This window comes from Joostella sp. CR20 (assembly GCF_038433465.1).
In the GTDB taxonomy this organism is placed as follows: Bacteria; Bacteroidota; Bacteroidia; order Flavobacteriales; family Flavobacteriaceae; genus Galbibacter.
The window spans coordinates 645,161-665,977 of record NZ_JAESVF010000001.1 but is presented as its reverse complement, the minus strand read 5'-3'; the positions used below and the strand labels follow the sequence as shown (position 1 = coordinate 665,977).

Sequence of the window (20,817 nt, the reverse complement as noted above, 5' to 3'; positions counted from 1 at the left end):
TTATGCATACGCATTCTCACAACCATTCGCACTCGCATACACCATTAAAAGGAAAAAACTTATTACTTTCCATTTTATTAAATGTGCTTATAACTGCTTCGCAGGTTGTGGGTGGTTTGGTTTCTGGTAGTTTAGCACTACTTTCGGATGCTTTGCACAATTTAACCGATGTTATTTCATTGGTAATAAGTTATATAGCCAATAGATTAAGCGGAAAAAAAGCTTCTACAAATAAAACTTTTGGCTATAAAAGAGCCGAAATAATTGCCGCTTTTGTAAATGCATCTACGCTTATTATTATTGCAATTTTGTTAATAATAGAAGCTGTAAAGCGTTTTTTAAATCCGCAAACAATCGAATCAGATTTAGTTATTTGGCTTTCACTTTTAGGAATTGTAGCCAACGGTATAAGTGTACTTCTACTTAAAAAAGACGCCAGTAGAAACATCAATATGAAATCGGCTTATCTACACTTATTAACAGATATGTTAGCAAGTGTTGCTGTGCTTATTGGAGGCCTTCTTATGAAGTATTTTCAGCTGTTTTGGGTAGACAGTGTGCTTACTTTTATCATTGCAGTGTATTTGGTTTTTGTAGGTTTTGATTTATTAAAAACATCTACCAAAATGTTGATGTTATTTACTCCAGAAAATATTGATATAAAAGATATTATCCGCGAAGTACATAAAGTTTCTAAGGTGAATAAACTACATCATATACATGTTTGGTGTTTAAATGATGATGAATTACACTTAGAAGCGCATTTAGATTTTAAAGAAGATGTTACACTCTCACAATTCAATAAAGTTTTAGCTGAAATTGAAGCAGTTTTACATGAAAAATTTGGAATAAACCATGTAAATATCCAACCAGAATTCAATAAAGAAGATCCAAAAGATTATATTGTTCAAGATTGATGTTTTTACTTTACTCTTATTTTATTTAGAATAATGTGAAACCTCGACTCCGCTCGGTTTGACGGTTAAGTTACTAAGTAACTTAAACTCAATATATGAATGATGAATATTTGATAAAATTGACCTATTTAAAAAGTATTGAAAATCAAGGAAGCAGTATTGGTAAAAGATAAAAAGCTGTTTGAGCCTAGCGAGTTCTTTTTATCTGTGGCGGTTGTTTCCGTAGATTTTTTCATGCTTTTTAAATCAGTCTTGACTTTTTTGTTTCGTTTTTGTGTCAAGACAAAAATGAAATAATTATTAAATGATTTTAAGATTGATGATTTGTGACTTGACGGTAATGTTGAAAATACTATATAAAAACAGCTAAGGTTTCTAAAACCTTAGCTGTTTCTTTTTAACTCATTAACTTTCTTCAACAATTAAACACCTCACATTTCATTCCCAATTATTTTCCCAATCTTTCCAAACAACTTCTAAGTTTTGTTTTTTAAGCATTTCTGTAATTTTTTCCGTAGAACGTTCATCGGAAATTTCAAATTGATCTAACGACTGTTTATCGACTACATAACCTCCTGGATTGGTTTTCGATTCGGCACTCATAGAAGTAATTCCAAGATGTACAATATTGTTTCTGAATACTTCTCGTTCGCGCGTAGAAATTGTCAACTCTACATCTTCTTCCAACATTCTATAAGCACAAATAAGTTGTACCAAATCGGTATCGGTCATTTCAACTTTTGGGTCTAAACCTCCAGAAAAAGGACGAAGACGAGGAAAAGAAATAGAAAACTTTGTTTGCCAATAGGTCTTCTTTAAATATTGTAAATGCAAAGCAGTAAAAAAACTATCGACTCGCCAAACTTCTAAACCAAATAGTGCTCCTAACCCTATTTTATGCACGCCAGCACGGCCAAGTCTGTCAGGAGTTTCTAGTCGGTAAAAAAAGTTTGATTTTTTTCCTTTTGGGTGATGTTTTTTATATTCTTCTTGATGATATGTTTCTTGATACACCAATACCGCATACAATCCGTTTTCTTTCAGCAAAACATATTCGTCTTCATCTAAAGGTTGTACTTCAATACTAATATTAGAAAAATGTTGCCGAATCAACTGAATTGCATTTTTTAAATAGGCTACGCCAACCGTTGTATTAGCTTCGCCTGTTACCAACAAAATATGGTCAAAGCCTTTACTTTTTATATATTCAACTTCTTTTAAAATTTCGTTATCGGTTAATGTTCTTCTGGGAATTTTATTCGTAAAACTAAATCCGCAATACGTACAGATATTTTGGCACTCGTTACTTAAATACATAGGCGCAAACATTTGCATAGTGTTTCCAAACCTCCTACGCGTTATTTGTTTACTCATTTGTGCCATTTCCTCTAAAAATGGTTTTGCCACAGGCGATATCAAAGCTTTAAAATCTTCTAAATCGCGATGTGGTTTTTCAATTGCTCGAATAACATCATTCTTCGATTTATCATGAATACTCGAAAGCACATCATCCCAAGAATATTGCAAAAAAGTATCTTTAAAACTATTCATATAAAAAACTGGTTAACGGACTACTGGCTTCGGCATTTTTCTTTATCGGTGCTAAAGATGCCAAATAAGCTTCGCGTCCTGCTTCTACACTTTTTTTAAAGGCTGCAGCCATTTTTGTTGGGTTGTTGGAAACCGCAATAGCTGTATTTACCAAAACGGCATCGGCACCAATTTCCATAGCTGCCGCAGCGTGTGAGGGTGTTCCTATCCCAGCATCTACAATAACAGGTACCGTACTTTGTTCAATAATAATTTCTAAAAAATCGAGTGTTTTTAAACCTTTATTAGTGCCAATTGGAGCTCCCAAAGGCATTACACATTGCACCCCAACATCTTCCAATCGTTTGCATAAAACAGGATCGGCATGGATGTATGGCATCACAACAAACCCCTTTTTTACTAAAGTTTCTGCTGCTGAAAGTGTTTCAATCGGGTCGGGGAGTAAGTAGTTTGGATCGGGGTGAATCTCTAATTTTATCCAATTTGTTTGCAAAGCTTCTCTAGCTAATTCCGCAGCAAAAATGGCTTCTTTCGCATTTCGAACTCCTGAAGTATTTGGCAATAAATTGATGTTTGGATGCTTTAATCCGCTTAATAAATCGTCATTTTCATTGGTTGCATCCACGCGTTTTAAAGCAACGGTTACTAACTCGCTTCCGCTTGCCAAAACTGCTTCTGACATACTTTTTGTGTTGCTGAATTTTCCCGTACCAACAAACAAGCGGGAGCTAAATACTTTGTCGGCTATTTGTAATTTATCTTGTAGGTTCATATCTTTTTTTCTTCTGATTAAAAATTGTTGAAATAGCTGTTAACTTTTCGTTTATTCGATCTTCTGAGGTTAAATACTTGGACATGGCAACTCCGTAAATTCCTACTGAATTTAACGCCTCAACATCGTTTAAAACAATCCCGCCAATAGCAATAATGGGCGTTTTTCTTTCTTGTTCATTTAATTGAGAAATGATTGTTTTATAGCCTTCAATACCTAAAATCGGACTCAAATTTGCTTTGGTTGAAGTGTGTCTAAACGGTCCCAAACCTATATAATCAACGCCTTTTTCGATTAAAGTTTTAACATCGTGAATTGTGTTGGCTGTACCTCCAATAATTTTTTCATTACCTAAAATTTTTTGCGCTTCAGTAGGACACATATCTTCTTTTCCCAAATGAACGCCATCGGCATTTACCATTTTAGCAATTTTTGGATGGTCGTTTATAATGAGTTTTGCATTGAATTGCTTACAGATTTCTTTTGCTTGAACAGCTGCTTTTAAAATTTCTTCTGATGTTTCGTTTTTTATTCTAAGCTGAATCCATTGTCCTCCATTTTCACAAACTTTTTGTATGTTTTGAAGGTGTTGCTGAGGAGTCAATCCTTGCGAAATATATTGTATTCTTGATATTTTCATGAGTGATAGGCTAATTTTGTGGTGTTTGATTGTAATGTTTTTTCAATGTACATTTTTGCATTTTCACAAGCTTCTTCCAACGTTTTTCCTTGCGCCAAATAACTTGCAATAGCAGCCGATAAAATGCATCCGCTGCCGTGTTTTTCATATATTTTTACTTCAGAAGGAGAAAAAATACAAACAGACGTATCTTTCATAAACAGGATGTCTGTTCCTTTTTTTGACGGATGATGTCCGCCTTTTAGTAATACATGCGTATGTTTTTGCAAACTTGTAATTGTTTCTGCTATAGATTTTCCGTTTGCAAACGAGTTAATTTCTTCATAATTAGGTGTAATTACAGAAATTTCAGTTAAAATATCTTCTGAAAAAATGGAGGTTTCGCCATGAAAATCAAATCCACTTGATGCTTTTAAAACAGGATCTAAAACAATAGGTAGCTTGTTATTATACTGTTTTAATACTTGTAGAATTTGTTTTAAAATGTGTTTGTTTTTAACAATTCCTATTTTCACAGCCGCTATTTGATACGATTCTAATAGTGTTTTTAATTGCAACAGCATAAGCTCGATTTCTATCCAATGGCATTCCAAAAAATTTGTGTCGGTTTGCACGGTATTTGCAGTACAAACTGCCATAGCGTAGCATCCAGTATTTTCAATGGTTTTTATATCGGCAATAAAACCAGCGCCAGCCGTAGGATCAAAACCAGCGATACTTAAAACAATGGGCTTGTTGAAATTTTTATTCGTCATAAAACACACTTTTATACTCGGTTTGTAATTCGATAAACGATATAATTGGAGTTGCTGATTTCCAAACACTTCCCAAAATAGCAACCCCATGATACCCCATTTTTTTTACTTCGGAAATTGTTGCTGAAGTAATTCCGCCAAGAGCAATTGTTTTTGTTTTTAAGTCGGTTACTATAAATTGTTTACCGTGATAATTTTCTTTTGAAACAGAAGTAAAAACAGGACTTAAAAAAACATAATCGTAAACTGATGCTTCTGCTTTTAATGCTGAAACTGAATGAAAACTTGCACTAACAATTTTTTTCATTTTTTGATAATTTTTCACGTATTCTGAGATATTTTCGACTTTTTTTCTGTGTTTTTCTGTCAAATGAACCCCTTTTACGTTAAAATCGGTTGCCAATTCATGATGTTGATGTAGCATAAGTTTATCATGGTATTTTTCGTTTAATAATTGCAACCAATTTTTAAGTTCCACTTTAGAAAAAGTAGGTTTCCGTACATGCAATGTTTGCAGTCCGTTTTGAAATAGATTTTCTATTGTTTCTATTTCATTGGCTATTTTTTCTTCGTTGGTGATTACAATTAGCATGGTTTGGTTTTTACATCCCCCTAACCCCCTTGAAAGGGGGAATTAACTTTTAATTCAAGAGTTTAATAGTATGTGATGTCTCGACTCCGCCTGTCTGCCGACTAAGGCAGGCTCGACATGACAGTCTTATTATTTTTTACATCTCTCTAATCTCCTTCAAAGGGGAATTAACTCTTTACTTGTTTACTTATTAACTCTCAATTAAACAATTAACCGATTCAACAGTTAAACAGTATGTGATGTCTCGACTCCGCTCGACATGACAGTCTTATCATTTTTACATTTCTCTATCCTCCTTCAAAGGGGAATTAACTCTTTAACTTGTTTACTTATTAACTCTCAATTAAATATTTCAACAATTAACCGATTCAACAGTTAAACAGTATGTGATGTCTCGACTCCGCTCGACATGACAGTCTTATCATTTTTACATTTCTCTAATCTCTTTCAAAGGGGAATTAACTTCTTACCTTATTAACTCAATAATTACAAATAAACTTCGCTTCCTTTGTCTTTAAACTCTGCTGCTTTTTTCTTCATTCCCTCTTCAATTGCTTTTTCGGTTTCTAGTCCGTTTTCTTTGGCGTAATTCCGTACATCTTGGGTAATTTTCATCGAACAAAAATTAGGACCGCACATTGAACAAAAATGAGCCACTTTAGCATTTTCCGAAGGAAGGGTTTCATCGTGATAAGCTTTTGCCGTATCGGGATCGAGCGCCAAATTAAATTGGTCTTCCCAACGGAATTCAAACCGTGCTTTACTCATGGCATCATCGCGATGTTGCGCTCCAGGATGTCCCTTTGCCAAATCGGCCGCATGAGCTGCAATTTTATAGGTGATAACTCCTGTTTTTACATCTTCTTTATTTGGCAATCCTAAGTGTTCTTTTGGCGTTACGTAACACAACATCGCACAACCGTACCAACCAATCATGGCTGCGCCAATTCCGCTTGTGATATGGTCGTAACCAGGAGCAATATCGGTAGTTAATGGACCTAACGTATAAAATGGAGCTTCGCCACATTCTCGTAATTGTTTGTCCATATTTTCTTTTATCATGTGCATTGGAATATGCCCTGGACCTTCGATAATGGTTTGCACGTCGTGTTTCCAAGCTATTTTAGTAAGCTCCCCAAGAGTTTCCAATTCTGCAAATTGTGCGTAATCGTTGGCATCTGCAATACTCCCAGGACGAAGTCCGTCGCCAAGAGAAAACGACACATCGTAGGCTTTCATAATTTCGCAGATTTCCTCAAAATGCGTGTATAAAAAGTTCTCTTTATGGTGTGCTAAGCACCATTTCGCCATGATGGAACCTCCTCTAGAAACAATTCCTGTAACGCGCTTTGCTGTATGCGGAACGTATTGTAAACGCACTCCTGCATGAATGGTAAAATAGTCAACTCCCTGCTCAGCTTGTTCGATTAACGTATCTCTAAAAATTTCCCAAGTGAGATTTTCGGCTTTTCCATTTACTTTCTCTAAGGCTTGATAAATAGGAACTGTCCCTATAGGTACTGGCGAATTTCTTAAAATCCACTCTCGAGTTTCATGAATGTTTTTTCCGGTGGATAAATCCATAATAGTATCGGCACCCCAACGGCAAGCCCAAACAGCTTTTTCTACCTCTTCTTCGATGGATGAAGTTACTGCCGAGTTCCCGATATTGGCGTTTATTTTTACTAAGAAATTTCGACCGATTATCATAGGTTCGCTTTCGGGATGGTTGATGTTACACGGAATGACTGCACGCCCACTGGCAACTTCTTGCCGAACAAACTCGGGTGTAATTTCCTTTGGTATGGAAGCACCAAAACTTTCGCCTGCATGTTGCTCGGCAATTTGTTTTGCTTGGTGTAATTTTTGATTCTCTCGAATGGCAATAAACTCCATTTCTGGTGTAATAATCCCTTTTTTGGCATAATGCATTTGCGTTACATTTTGTCCTTTTTTGGCACGTAATGGCTTTTTTAAATGCTGAAAACGGAGGGTATCGAGTTTTGAATTTTGTAAGCGTTCGTTTCCATAGTCGGAAGTAAGTGCGTCGAGTTCTTCTACATCACCACGAGTTTTTATCCATTGCTCACGGATGGGATTGAGTCCTTTTTTTACATCTATTTCGATGTTTGGATCGGTATATGGACCGCTGGTATCGTACACCAAAACGGGTTCGTTTTTTTCGGTAGTGCCATTAAACTTATCGACCGTATCGCTAAGGTTGATTTGTCGCATAGGGACTTTTATGTTTTTATGAATGTTTCCGTACACATATATTTTAGATGAATTTGGAAATGGCTCTCTACTGATTTGTGTTTGAGGTGTTGATTGTTGGGTTTTCATGAGTGTTTGTATTTTATTGCTTTTGATGTTGTTTTTGCGTGAAGGATAGTAGCGACATCCTTTTTGTTTTTCACAAAAAGATATAGCGAATAGCCTGACCGAAACGGAGTGGAGGGCACGCCCTAACCGCCTTGAGTGGCTTTAATAATTAAAATATTGGATTGATTTGCCAGAGGCTCGTTCCATTTGGATTGCGGTAACACGGTGTTGTTAAGTGCCACAGCAATGCCATTGGCGGTGATGTTGAGGTGTGCCAACAATTGTTTGGTGGAAATGGGTGTTGTAAATTGGTGCGCGGTGTTGTTTACGTTTACAGTGATCATATCTTAAATATTTTGCTGTAAACTTTAGGAGGGACTCCTAAAAAAGTAGATTACCCAAATTACTACATGTTTGGATGCAGTAAATGTATCGTTAAAAAACGGTATGTAGTGTACTAACTTTTCCCTTCGCACGTCCTAACGCGATCAGGTTCTAAGGGTTTTATCTCAGCCGGCTTTCACGGCACCCCTAAAGTTTACGTATTTCAAAGGTAGGAATTAAATTACAAGACAAACAAAAATTTTGAAGAAATTTATCTCGTTTTCAGCCAACCTGTAATGCTGTATCTCTCGGATGCGAGTACGGGTTTTACTTCGTGTTCGAGAAGTTGACTTTCAAAAATTACAACACGCCCAGGGAGCGGGTATAAACTTTTGGCAGTTTCGGTTCCGTTTTCGTCTTTATAAATTACGAGTTCGCCTCCGTTTTCGTTTTTCCAATCTTGGTCGTTTAAATAACACACAAAAGAAAGTTTACGGCGGTCGTCGTTTTGGAAAGTGTCTAAATGGCGTTTGTAAAAAGTTCCTTCGGGATAAACCGCGTAGTGAAACTCTTTGTGTAAAATTCCTAAAAAGCAGGTTTTATTGAGATAGTTTACTAGCTGATTTATCTTTTTAAAGAACAAAGCTTCGGCAGGATTTTGCTTTTGCTCGTCGATCCAAAGCACAAAATCGCCACGAATAGATTTGATAATTTGCTCTTCGAATTTGTTCCCGATGGCTGCTTTTTTAAATTTATCTTCTTCGTATTTTTCGAGTAAAGATGTGCGTAAAATGGTTACTTCTTCTTCAGAAAAAAAAGTATCTATTACACTGTATTGCTGTTCTAAAAGATCATCAATTATAGATTCAAATAACGGATTTTCAACAAAATCCAATTGGTCGAACAACTCTTCCATTGCGCACTATTTTTAAAAAAGTGCGCAAATATAGTTTTTAATTCAATTGATGGATTTATTTTTTTTTCTGAAATACAATACTTTTTAAATAGGTCAAATTTTCACGTTATTTTAGTGTTTTCTTTAAAAAATCTACTGTGTAAGTTACCGTTGGTTGAAACCAAGGATGCAACAACCAAAATGAATGTGGTGAATTTGGAAACGTATGAACTTCAGCATAAATATGATGGCTATTTAGTTTTGAAATCATATCGTCTCGTCCAGCGTGAAATCTCGGTTGGTCGCTATTGATAAATAAGGTAGGGGGGGTGTTAGCATCGACGTATTCTAAAGGTGATGCGGCTTTCCAGTTTGCAGGATTTTCATCTTTTAAGCCTCCGAGCCATTTTCCAGCTATTTCGCTTTCTTCAGCCTCGGGATGCACAAACGAAGTGATTCCATCTACATTTACAATAGCTTGTACTTCGTCTGTAATCGTATTGGCGGTTTTAAAAGTGGTATTGTTTGGCGTTACTCCAACCAATGTTGCCAATTGTGCTCCTGCAGATGTTCCGAGAATTGCTATTTGTTGCGGATTTATTTTGAAATTGTTTGCGTTTGTACGCATCCACTGTAATGCTTCTTTGATGTCGATTACAGCTTGCGGAAAAGGAGCTTCGGTACTTAGAGTGTAATTTATGGCAACAGCTACAAATCCGTTTTCTGCCAATTGCTGTGCCATTACTTGTTGGTTTTCTTTGCTTCCAGAAATCCATCCGCCGCCGTGAATTAGCAATACTGTTGGGTAGTTGTTTTTCTTTTTATTCGGAATAAAAACATCTGCTTTAAGGGCTTGAGAATTGGTAGTTTTATACACAACATTCTGCACACATATCACTTCCGAAGTATTGTTTAAAGAAATTGGCTGTACCTCAGGATAGTACTTTTTTAACTTCTGGTAAGTAGTTTCAATTGTATAAGGTTTTGGTTTGATGGTTTCCGTAGCAATTCTTTTCAAATCATCATAAACCAATTGCGCTACAGCTTGGGCTCCTGCTGGCTGAAAATGAGTGTTGTCGCTTTGTCCTTCTGGATATGCTTTGTACTTTCCTGCAGGTAAATTCATGAAGTAAGTTTGCGTTACAAAATCTTTTCCTTTAGTTGTAAAATATTCTCGAGACAACTTGTTTAAATCTATGAGGTGGACATCCATTTCTTGAGCTACTTCTTTTGGAGCCTTATCGTAATCGCCATGAACATCATTTAAAACACCATCTTCCCAAGGGTAATTTCTGGCAACAGGGGTGAGGATAATTGGCATTGCTCCTTTCTCTCTAGATTGGGAAACAAACAAGCGCAAAAACTCTTTGTAACCTTCGATGTCAACATAACGTTCAGGTTTATTTTCGGCCGCGTCATTATGTCCAAATTGCATGATTACAATATCGTGTGGCTTTAAATTTTTATAAACCGAACTCCAACGACCTTCTTGAAAGAAAGTTCGTGTGCTTCGTCCGCCACGCGCTCTATCGTCGACAATTACATCAGTTCCGTAAATAATATTTTCAACTTGTTTTAAACTATCTTTTACAAAAAACGGCTGAAAAACTTGTCCCCAACCAGCCACAGGATAACGTGTTTCCATATAATCCTTATCGGGGTCGTAATCTCCTGTATAATCGGCCATAGTAGAATCGCCAATTAAATAAATTGTAGTAGTGGTTTCCGTTTGCGCACATACTGCAAATTGCATTAAAAGTGCAGTTATTAGTAGGTAGGAAGTTCTGTTTTTAAAAGTCATTTTTTTATTTTTTAACCTCAGTTCGATATAAATGTCAATAGAGAGGAGTTTCAACTATCTGTGTTATATTTATTTAATTATACTTTCATTTTTAACTCACAAAAAAAACATTTTTTATTGGTGTTCGTTGATGTGCTTCGCAGTTGTCTTGACACAAAAACGAAACAAACCTGCCTGCCGGCATGCAGGAAAGTCAAGACTGATTAAAAAAGCATCAGAAAATCTACGGAAACACCCGCCACAGATAAAAAGAACTCGCTACGCTCAAACAGCTTTTTATCTATCAGCCCACACAGCTTCCTTGATTTTCAACACTTTTTTAATAGGTCCTTTTATCTTATATCTATCTTTCTTATGTCGAATTCACTTTTTTAATACGGAAGAGCAACAGTTTTTCCGTTTACTGAAATTCGTTTTGAAAGTGTTGTGGTCGATTTTGCATCTTGCAGTCCTTTAAACCCGGGTTGTTTTCCTCCAACGCTTATGTTGAACCAACCAGGCTCGATAACCAATTGGTTGTTACTATCAATCATTCCTAATTGTCTAGGCTGAATAGTTAGACTTACTTTTTTAGTTTCTCCTTTTTTTAGATGAATTCTTTTAAACCCAACCAATTGTCTGATAGGTCGAGTTGTTGAAGCCTCCTCGTCGGTAAGATATACTTGTACCACTTCATCACCATCAAAATCACCAATATTTTTAACTTCCACAGAAACAGTAATTGGTTTATTTATTTCTATTGCTGAAGGAATTTCGAGCTGAGAATATTCAAAAGAAGCATAACTTAACCCATGACCAAAAGGATAAAGAGGTTCTTTTTTGAAGTATTTATAAGTACGTCCATCCATATTATAATCTTCAAAAGCAGGCAAATCGTTAACCGATTTATAATAGGTTACAGGTAATCTTCCCGCCGGATTGTAATCGCCAAACAACACATCTGCAACCGCATTTCCACCTTCTTGCCCAGGATATCCTGCCGATAAAATTGCCGGAATATTCTCTGAAGCCCAATTAATCGACAATGCACTTCCATTAAGTAAAACCAACACAATAGGTTTTCCGGTAGTTACCACTGCTTTCATTAATTCAATTTGACTTTTTGGTAAATCTAATTTGGTTCTATCGCCATCTGCAAAGCCTTCAACTTCGACTTTCATTTCTTCGCCTTCCAAGCGTTCATTCAATCCTAAAGCTAAGACAACAACATCCGAATTTTTGGCTGCCAATACAGCATTTTTCAATTGGTTTTCCTTCGGAATACTCCACAACATTTTAGCTGTGGCATCGCCGTAATAATTGTTATATTTTATTTCGATTTTATACTTTTTCCCTTTTTCAAGATACATTTCTTTTGGGTCGATTACCGCATGATGTTCATGAACGCGTCCGCCTTTTAACGTTTCGGCAATGGTAAATTCCATAAAAGGTTTTGCCCAATCGCTAAAATAATAAGTTCCAGATTCTGGAGCTGTGAGGTAACCTGACCAACGTATACTGTAATTTCCCATTTTCAAGCGAGGGTCTGGAGTTTCAATATCCCACTGAAAATCTACTGCTTTGTCGGTTTGTGTGTAAAGGGGAGTCCCTTTCCATTCGGTACTAGCGTAGTATGAGGCTGTAAGGCCTTGCGCTCCTTCTTCCGTAGAAAAATATTTTGCAGGAATTACTTCCATCGTAGGGATTCCATTTGCAAGTGGCGCTCCCTCTTCATAAACAACGTTTGCTGTGTTGCCTACTTTATTTTTTATTCCTTCTAAAACAGTAACCGGATTTTTAGGCATCCCGTTATAATTTCCCCAAAGCGACTGTATATTTGCGGCATTCGGACCAATAACGGCAATGTTTTTAAGTTTTTTAGACAGTGGTAAAGTTGCGTTTTCGTTTTTCAATAACACGATACTTTCTTGGGCTGCTTTTAGTGCCAATGCATTGTTTTGAGAACTGTTATTTACTGAAAATGGAATTTGCGCATAAGGTACATTTTCTGGCGCGTCGAACATACCGAGTTTAAACCTTGCACGCAACAACCGTCGTAAGGCTACATCTAAATCTGCTTCAGTAATAATTCCTTGTTGCATTGCATTTGTAAGCTTTTCATACGAGCTTCCGCAATTTAAATCACAACCACTTTTTACCGCCATAGCAGATGCTTCTGCAGCGTCTTTTGCTACGTAATGCGTTTTCCACATATCGGCAATAGCACCACAATCGGAAACTACATAACCATCAAACCCCCAAGTTTTTCTTAAGATGTTATAAAGTGAATCGCTAGCGCTGGCAGCTTCTCCATACACTCGGTTATAGGCCGTCATAACGGAATACACTTTGCCTTCTTTAACCAATGTGCGGAATGCCGGTAAATAGGTTTCCCATAAGTCGCGTTGCGATGGAGCAACATCAAACTCGTGTCGAAGTGGTTCTGGCCCTGAATGCACTGCAAAGTGTTTGGCGGTAGCCACAACTTTTAAATATTTAGAATCGTTGCCTTGCAAGCCTTTTACAAATTGAGTTCCTAAAACGCCTGTTAAATAGGGGTCTTCCCCGTAAGTTTCGTGTCCTCGTCCCCATCTTGGGTCTCTAAAAATATTGATGTTGGGCGACCAAAAAGTAAGACCTTGATAAATATCTCTTTGTCCACGGCGTAAGTATTCGTGATGTTTTGCTCTGGCTTCGTCTGAAATTACATTGGCAACTGAGGCAACTAACTCGTCGTTCCATGATGCAGCAATTGTTATCGACTGCGGAAATACCGTTGCATATCCTGCACGCGCAACACCGTGTAACGACTCGTTCCACCAATTGTACGAGGGTATTCCTAAGCGCTCGATTGCTGGTGAACGATATAATAATTGTGCTATTTTTTCATCCGTAGAAAGGCGATTTAACAAATCTGTTATGCGTTCTTCTTCTGGTAATGCTGCGTTTTGAAACGGATATATTTCCGCTTGCGAAAAACAAAAATGAAGTCCTATAAAAAATGCTAAGTATGTAGTTATTTTTTTCATGGCTTGTTAGTTAGTTTATTCCTGAAAAGATACGGTTTCTTTTGCCAGCAATTTGGCTATAACTACTTGTTTTTCTGAATTTTTAAAATCGGATTTCTTAAGATTAATGTTTGCAGATTGTGTTCCTAAGACCTTAACAACCGCCTTTTCATTTTCAGAAAAAGTAAAGGCATCAACAGTAATATCTTGAGAATTATAAATTGTAAGGGCCTCGGTTTTTTTACTAATTACTTTTACATTTTTTAGTTTAAGTCCACGGGTATCGATAACTGTTATTCCTTCTTCGGCTTCTAAAATTGCATTTTCAAGACTTACATTTTCTAAACTTTTTTCTGGAAGTCCCATAAAAAATGCTGCTTTCCCAGAATTGGTAGCGATAATATTTTTCATGTAAATATTTCTAAAAGCAGGAGTTTCTTCGGTTACTGCAACTTTATTTTCGTCTCTTGCTTCGTCTTCTGCACTTTGGTTTTCTTCTAAAATTGGCGAGTTTCCGCTGTAAAACATATTAAAACGGATGGCATCAGTAGGGATATTTATCATGTTAATATTCGAGATGTAAATATTTTCCACAACGCCACCTCTTCCGCGGGTACTTTTAAACCGAAGTCCAACATCGGTTCCTATAAAATTACAGTTAGAAACATGAACATTTTTCACTCCTCCCGACATTTCACTTCCTATAACAAAACCTCCGTGTGCATGGTAAACAGTGTTGTTTTTAACGATTACATTTTCTGTGGAAATACCTCTATTGCGACCATCTTTATCTTTTCCAGATTTGAAGCAAATTGCATCGTCTCCAACATCAAACGTATTATTATAAATGAGCACATTATGGCAAGACTCTAAGTCGAGTCCGTCGCCATTTTGACTGTACCAAGGGTTTCTAATGTTGAGGTTTCTTATGATGATATTACTGCTCATTAATGGATGAATATTCCAGGCTGGAGAATTTTGAAAAGTAGGTCCGTCGAGTAAAACTTTGTCACATTTAACCAAACTCACCATTACCGGACGAAGAAAATCTTTAACCGCCTCCAAACCTTTTTTAGATGAAATATTTGGCACGTTAAAATAGTCTCGACTTTCGAAACCTTTTTTTGAGCTTTCCGAAGGAAACCAAATCTTTCCATCTTCTGAAAGCACCCCACCAGAAGCTACCAATTTACTCCATTGGCTGGCAGTCATTTTTCCTTTCTTTACAGGGCGCCATGCATCTCCGTTTCCGTCGATCACTCCTTTTCCTGTAATGGCAATATTTACGGCACTTAACGCATTAATAGGGGAGGTGCAACGTGTAGTATTTAAACCCTCAAAACTAGTATCGACCAACGGATAATCGTTAAAATCTTTACTGAAAAGCAATAAAGCTCCATCTTCGAGATGAAGGTTAATATTACTTCGTAATGTAATTGGCCCTGTTAACCAAATTCCTCTTGGGATTTTAACTGTTCCACCACCTTTTTTTGAGACTTCGTAAATGGCTTTTTCTATAGCTTTGGTATTTTTTTCAAACCCTCCTTCTACAGCGCCATAATCCTTAATACTTACCACCAAAGATGGAAACGAAACCAAAGAAACCTTTGGCATTTCAATTTCTATATTTTCATAAATAGATGCTGGAACGGGTGTTATTTCTTGAGCACTTCCTGTAAAGAAGCTCAAAAACATCAAGACATAAACGTATTTTTGAAACTTGTTTTTCATTGTAAATTATTTGTAGGTTTTAAATACATAGCTTGCTCCTTTTTCAGTTTGAATATCATACACATAAAAACTACCGTTTTCTAGGTTTTCAAATTGAGCTTTTTCTGAAACAAGCACCTCTTTAATTGGTGGATTTTGATAAAAAATATTTTTGTTTTCTCCCACTGCTTTTGGAAGCACATTTCCTGAAGAATCGTATAAAATTTCTTTTGAACGGATTCTTAAATTTCCGCCCAATTTAGACTCAACACTTACGGTTTGAAGTTTGTTTTGTTGCCAATTTAAATCAACTTCAAAACCTCCTCTTGCCATCAAACCTTCAATTTTACCCTCACTCCAATCGGTTGGTAGGGCAGGAAGGAGGAAGAGTGCTTCATCGTGTGATTGTAATAACATTTCGGCAATTCCGGCTGTACAACCAAAGTTTCCATCGATTTGAAAAGGTGGATGCGCATCGAATAAATTTGGATACGTTCCGCCAGAAGTTGTTCCATCATTAACCATAGTAAGTTGCTCTTTGATTAATTGGTAAGCCCGATTTCCGTCCAACATTCTAGCCCAAAAGTTTACTTTCCACCCCATAGACCAACCTGTGGATTTATCTCCGCGTTGATTTAAAGTGTTTTTTGCAGCTTGAAATAACTTTGGGTTTTTAAATGGCGAAATTTGAGCCGATGGGTATAAACCGTACAAATGCGATATGTGTCGGTGTTTATTATTTGGGTTGTCCCAATCTTCAATCCACTCTTGCAATTGCGAGTGTTTTCCTATTTGCATAGGAGGTAGTTTTGCTTTTTTATTTTTTACTGCTGAAATAAATTCAGTATCAATATTTAAAATTTGAGCGGCTTTTTCAACATTATTAAAAACATCAAAAACCAATTGATTGTCCATTGTAGTTCCGTAAGTCAATCCTACACCATCAACATATTTGTTTTCAGGAGAAATAGACGGACTCACCACGAGCCAACCATTTGCAGGTTCTTGCTGTAGCGCATCTACATAAAATTGCGCAGTTCCTTTTAAAACAGGATAATACTTTTTTAAAAAATCAACATCGCCCGTAAATAAAAAGTGTTGCCAAATATGCTGACTCAGCCAGGCTCCTCCCATTGGCCAAAATCCATAAAACCCTCCATCTACAATTCCAGAAATTCGCCATAAATCGGTATTATGATGAATATTCCAGCCTCGTGCATGGTACATTTTTTCGGCAGACTCTTTTCCTGTTTCAGCTAAATCTTCTAGCATTGAAAATAGAGGAGAGTGTAGCTCTGATAAGTTTGTAACTTCCGCGGGCCAATAATTCATTTCTGTATTGATATTGACGGTGTATTTGCTATCCCACGGAGGCGATAATTTATGATTCCAAATACCTTGAAGATTGGCAGGTTGTCCTCCTTCTCTGGAACTCGAAATGAGTAAATACCGACCAAACTGAAAATACAGCGACACCAAAGATAAATCGTTGTTTTTTGAAAAAGATTTTAGTCTTTCGTCAGTTGGAAGTTCTTCAAAATTGTTTGCTCCTAAGCTAAGTTCTACTCGATTAAATAGTTTTTGATAATCGTTTGTATGCGCTTCTTGTATACGCTGTAGCGGTTTGTTTTTTACTTCATTTAAATATGTTGAAGCAACGGCAACTTCATCGTTAGTTAAATCGTTGTACTTTTTAAAGTTTGTACCTATGCTGATAAATAAAATAACTTCTTGCGCATTTTCTACAACGAGTTTTCCCTTTTTGGTTGTTACATTTCCATCGCCTATTAACTTCGGAAAAACTAAGGTGTTAAACTTAACTTTACCAGGTTTATTTTCATGTGACTGACTTGTTCCTGACAGGCTTAAAACTCCGTTTTCAATACTGTTTTGATGTGTTTGCTCACTTTCAATAGCTATATCGAAGTTTAATTTCCCAGCTTGATTGGCTTTTAAATAAATAACCATTACTTGGTCTGGATACGAAACAAAATAAGACCTTTCAAACTTCGTTCCGTTGGCAAGGTAACTTAGCTTAGAAACCGCATTGTTGATGTTTAATTCCCTACGATATTCACTTATATTTTCGTGATTTTTAAACGCCAATTTTACGCTTCCCACTGTTTGATAAGGCATTCCGTAATTGGTGTTTTCGGGTGTATTTTTCGGGAATACTTCTAAGGCTTTTTGTTGGGCTTCAACATATTTCCCTTCAAAAAGCAAGGCTCTAATTGCTTGTATTTCCTCATAAAAATCTTTCGAAATATTATTACCAGGACTTCCTGCCCAAACAGTTTCTTCGTTTAATTGAATTTCGTCGGTAGCAACACCACCAAATAGCATTGCACCAATTCTGCCATTACCAACAGGCAAGGCTTCATTCCAGTTGCTTGCAGGTTTGTTGTACCACAAAATGTTATTGTTTTGCGCTTTTACAAACGAAAAAGCCAAAACAAAAAATAAAATATAAATGTGCTTGTTCATGCTACTCTACTCTAAACCAATCGAAATCTGCATATCCCCCGCGCTTAGCTTCTTGAGTGCTCACACTAAATAATCCTACTTTTGCACCAATCCATTTTCCTGGTTGTGCTTTAAAAGGCTTTCCTATGTTTTTGAACGTTTTTCCGTTTTCGCTATAACTGAATTGGCACATCGCATCTGGAGCAGAAACAGTTACTTTAAAATAAACTTCGTTACTTTTAATTCGCTCTTTAGCATTTTGCTTTTCGGCATTTCCTTTTATAGCTCCCAAAGCTTCATTTTGCGTAATAAAATACCCTTCTTTATCCGAAGAAATTGAAAGTGTAGCATAATCCATTCCCATGATGATAAGTCCTGCACTTTTACCGCTCTCGGCTTCTTCAGGAAACAATTTAACTTTTGTTGTTGCTGAAAAATTTGGAGCAGGAAACTTTTGTAATAACAAATTTGGCACCATCCATAAATTTGTACTTTCCTCAGGAACTTTAATTGAAAACAATCTTAAATAATCGGTATTTCTAAATTGCGCATGCCACAATACATTTGAGTTTGCTTGCCATTGCCATTGAAGTCCTAAAACATCGGTATCAAACTCATCTGTTTCGACAGGAGTTACCACAGGATACGATTTTCCTACATCTGGTTTTTTATGCGATGCAACAGGCTCTCCAATTCCGTTTCCGTCGAGGTCTTTCCCCATTACTGGCCAATCGTTTTTCCAACTCATTGGTTGCAAATGCACGATGCGTCCATAGGCATCTACATCTTGAAAGTGGTAAAACCAAGAAGCTCCTTTTGGCGTGTCTACCCAAGCCCCTTGGTGCGGACCATTAATTTTGGTTGTTCCTTGCTCTAAAACTACTTTTTCCTCGTAAGGTCCAAATACATCTTTAGACCTTAAAATAAGTTGCCATCCAGTAGCAACACCACCTGCTGGAGCAAAAATGTAGTAGTAACCGTTTCTTTTATAAAATTTAGAACCTTCAACTGTTGGATGATTTTCATGACCATCAAAAACATGCTTTCCTTTATCGAGCACTTTAGTGCCTTCAGCATTCATTTCGTGTACAGTTAATAAGCTTTTTACACCTGCACGACTTCCTGCCCAAGCATGTACCAAATACGCCTTGCCGTTGTCGTCCCAAAGCGGACAAGCATCGATAGCTCCTTTGGCTTCCATTACCAAAACTGGTTCGTCCCATTTTCCGTAGGGATTTTTTGTTTTTACCATGTAAATTCCGAAGTCAGGATCGCCCCAATAAATATATATTTCGTTGTTGTGGTAACGAATACTTGGCGCCCAAACTCCATTTCCGTGCTGTGGAACACTAAAATGATCTTTTGGAACTAAGGTTGGAAGCGCGTAGTTAATAAGCTTCCAATTCACCATGTCTTTAGAATGAAGAATTGGCAATGCTGGAGTGGTGTTAAAACTCGATGCCGTCATGTAATAATCGTCTCCTACGCGTACTACATCTGGATCGGAATAATCGGCATAAATAATCGGATTTTTATACGTTCCGTCTCCTTGGTCGGCAACCCAAACTTTCGACACATAGGTGTCTGGGTTTTGGGCTAGTGCTAAATTGACAATAAAAAGTGCTAATAAAATTGTGGTTTGGTGAAGGCGCATTTAAGTTGATTTTATAGGTTTAATAGGTTTGTCCGTTTATAGTTGTATTTGTAAACTGTACAGGCTCTGAATGTTCGATAAGCATTGGTGTTTCTGCCTTGTTTATCACAACATTTTTAAAAGTGATGTTTTTAACTGGCAATGCTTCTCTACCTTTAATTAAAATTCCGTATTTCCCACCGTTTTCAACTTTTACATCTTCGATATGAATGTTTTTAATAGATGGTAAATAATCGCCCTCTTGGTTAGCGTAAATTCCGTAATGCGTATTTATTTTTAAAAAGGCTTCTTTTACTTGACCAACTTCTATGTTTTTTACAAAAACGTTTTCAACAAAACCACCACGTAAAGTATTTGTTTTTATTCTGATGGCTCTATCTAAGTTAGGACTGTCCATTTTACAATTTCTAACATATACATTGCGTACACCTGCAGAAATTTCGCTTCCCATTACAACACCACCATGACCATCTTTCATTTCGCAGTTTTCAACAACAATATTTTCACTCGGAATATTAACACGACGTCCGTCATCATTTCTTCCCGATTTAATGGCAATACAATCGTCTCCTGTATCAAACAGGCAGTTTTTAATTACAATATTTTTAGAATACTCTGGGTCACAACCATCGTTATTTGGACCATGACTACGAACTGTAACACCATCTACGGTAATATTAACCGATTTTATAGGGTGCATTACCCAAAACGGAGCATTGGTAAAAGTTACATTTTGAACCAAAATATTTTCGCACTCAAAAGGCTCGAAAAACGTTGGACGTAGTTGATAACCATCTCCAAAAAGACGTTCGGCTAAAGGAGTTCCAGCTTCATTCATTTTACGAAGTCTCGGAAGGTTGATAGAATCTTTTTGTTGTGGCGCTCCTTCTACATGTCCGTATTCATCTTTACCACACCATGGCCACCAATTTTCATTGCTTGCCTGTCCATTAAAAGTTCCTTTCCCTGTAACGGCAATATTTTTTTGTTTGTAAGCATAAATTAATGGCGAGTAATTCATTAATTCTACACCTTCGTAAGAAGTATGAACTACAGGTAAATAATCTTTATGATTGGTTGAAAAAAGGATTTCAGCTCCATCTTCTAAATGAAAATTTACGTTACTCAGTAAGTGTATCGGGCCAGTAACATATTTTCCAGCAGGAACAACCACACGGCCACCACCTGCTTGGTTACAAGCTTCAATTGCAGATTTTATAGCATTTGAGTTATTTGTTTCTCCATCTGCTACAGCTCCATATTCAGTAATATTAAAATCTTTTTCAGCAAATGTTGGCACTACAATTTCACTGATAATTTTATCGGCTGGGTCTTCTGTTTTAGCTATTTCTTTTGTGTTTTTTTCTTTACACGAAAAGCATACAAACAGAAGGGCTAGTACGTAAAGTAAATTACTTTTTTTCATTTGTAATA

General features: G+C 36.7%; 15 protein-coding genes and 1 riboswitch. Of the genes, 1 reads left to right on the top strand and 14 read right to left on the bottom strand.

Translation table 11 applies throughout. The annotated features are described in order from the left end of the window. The first annotated feature begins 2 nt into the window (after window positions 1-2). Window positions 3-917 carry a cation diffusion facilitator family transporter gene (locus JMA43_RS02935; protein ID WP_342154778.1) on the top strand — a complete coding sequence of 305 codons (915 nt, stop codon included), beginning with the start codon at window positions 3-5 and terminating at the stop codon, window positions 915-917. Between the two features lie 438 nt (window positions 918-1,355). Here the strand turns inward: JMA43_RS02935 and thiH are convergent, their stop codons facing one another. The 14 genes from thiH to JMA43_RS02865 form a co-directional block, all read right to left on the bottom strand. Then, a complete protein-coding gene (thiH, locus tag JMA43_RS02930) occupies window positions 1,356-2,468 on the bottom strand; it encodes a 2-iminoacetate synthase ThiH (protein WP_342154776.1) in 1,113 nt (370 codons plus the stop codon). Continuing rightward, on the bottom strand, window positions 2,461-3,240 hold the full coding sequence (locus tag JMA43_RS02925; RefSeq protein WP_342154774.1) for a thiazole synthase: 780 nt from the start codon (window positions 3,238-3,240) through the stop codon (window positions 2,461-2,463). The genes thiH and JMA43_RS02925 overlap by 8 nt, the downstream gene beginning before the upstream one ends. Then, the gene (locus JMA43_RS02920) at window positions 3,224-3,880 is read right to left on the bottom strand and encodes a thiamine phosphate synthase (protein ID WP_342154772.1); all 657 of its coding nucleotides are present in this window, start codon (window positions 3,878-3,880) and stop codon (window positions 3,224-3,226) included. The genes JMA43_RS02925 and JMA43_RS02920 overlap by 17 nt, the downstream gene beginning before the upstream one ends. Then, entirely contained in the window at window positions 3,877-4,635 is a 759-nt protein-coding gene (locus tag JMA43_RS02915; protein ID WP_342154770.1) for a hydroxymethylpyrimidine/phosphomethylpyrimidine kinase, read from the bottom strand. The genes JMA43_RS02920 and JMA43_RS02915 overlap by 4 nt, the downstream gene beginning before the upstream one ends. Beyond that, window positions 4,625-5,227 (bottom strand): thiamine phosphate synthase, encoded by a 603-nt coding sequence (locus tag JMA43_RS02910; protein WP_342154768.1) that lies wholly within the window; start codon window positions 5,225-5,227, stop codon window positions 4,625-4,627. The genes JMA43_RS02915 and JMA43_RS02910 overlap by 11 nt, the downstream gene beginning before the upstream one ends. A gap of 486 nt (window positions 5,228-5,713) precedes the next feature. Further along, window positions 5,714-7,570, bottom strand: coding sequence for a phosphomethylpyrimidine synthase ThiC (gene thiC, locus JMA43_RS02905; RefSeq protein ID WP_342154766.1), 1,857 nt, complete (start codon window positions 7,568-7,570; stop codon window positions 5,714-5,716). 122 nt (window positions 7,571-7,692) lie between these two features. Further along, on the bottom strand, window positions 7,693-7,893 hold the full coding sequence (gene thiS, locus JMA43_RS02900) for a sulfur carrier protein ThiS (RefSeq protein ID WP_342154764.1): 201 nt from the start codon (window positions 7,891-7,893) through the stop codon (window positions 7,693-7,695). A 104-nt stretch (window positions 7,894-7,997) separates the two neighbouring features. After that, a riboswitch (TPP riboswitch) is annotated at window positions 7,998-8,092 on the bottom strand. Window positions 8,093-8,144: 52 nt separating this feature from the next. Continuing rightward, on the bottom strand, window positions 8,145-8,789 hold the full coding sequence (locus JMA43_RS02895; protein WP_342154762.1) for a 2OG-Fe(II) oxygenase: 645 nt from the start codon (window positions 8,787-8,789) through the stop codon (window positions 8,145-8,147). A gap of 106 nt (window positions 8,790-8,895) precedes the next feature. Then, window positions 8,896-10,569, bottom strand: a complete 1,674-nt coding sequence (locus tag JMA43_RS02890; protein WP_342154760.1) for an alpha/beta hydrolase fold domain-containing protein — start codon at window positions 10,567-10,569, stop codon at window positions 8,896-8,898. A gap of 371 nt (window positions 10,570-10,940) precedes the next feature. Further along, window positions 10,941-13,577 carry a glycoside hydrolase family 3 C-terminal domain-containing protein gene (locus JMA43_RS02885; protein WP_342154758.1) on the bottom strand — a complete coding sequence of 879 codons (2,637 nt, stop codon included), beginning with the start codon at window positions 13,575-13,577 and terminating at the stop codon, window positions 10,941-10,943. Between the two features lie 15 nt (window positions 13,578-13,592). Beyond that, window positions 13,593-15,287 (bottom strand): glycoside hydrolase family 28 protein, encoded by a 1,695-nt coding sequence (locus tag JMA43_RS02880; RefSeq protein WP_342154756.1) that lies wholly within the window; start codon window positions 15,285-15,287, stop codon window positions 13,593-13,595. Between the two features lie 6 nt (window positions 15,288-15,293). Further along, window positions 15,294-17,750: a glycosyl hydrolase family 95 catalytic domain-containing protein gene (locus JMA43_RS02875; protein ID WP_342154754.1), complete on the bottom strand. Its 2,457-nt coding sequence runs from the start codon at window positions 17,748-17,750 to the stop codon at window positions 15,294-15,296. Window position 17,751: 1 nt separating this feature from the next. Further along, window positions 17,752-19,383 (bottom strand): glycoside hydrolase family 43 protein, encoded by a 1,632-nt coding sequence (locus JMA43_RS02870; RefSeq protein WP_342154752.1) that lies wholly within the window; start codon window positions 19,381-19,383, stop codon window positions 17,752-17,754. A 19-nt stretch (window positions 19,384-19,402) separates the two neighbouring features. Next, window positions 19,403-20,809 (bottom strand): glycoside hydrolase family 28 protein, encoded by a 1,407-nt coding sequence (locus tag JMA43_RS02865; RefSeq protein ID WP_342154750.1) that lies wholly within the window; start codon window positions 20,807-20,809, stop codon window positions 19,403-19,405. Window positions 20,810-20,817 lie beyond the last annotated feature (8 nt).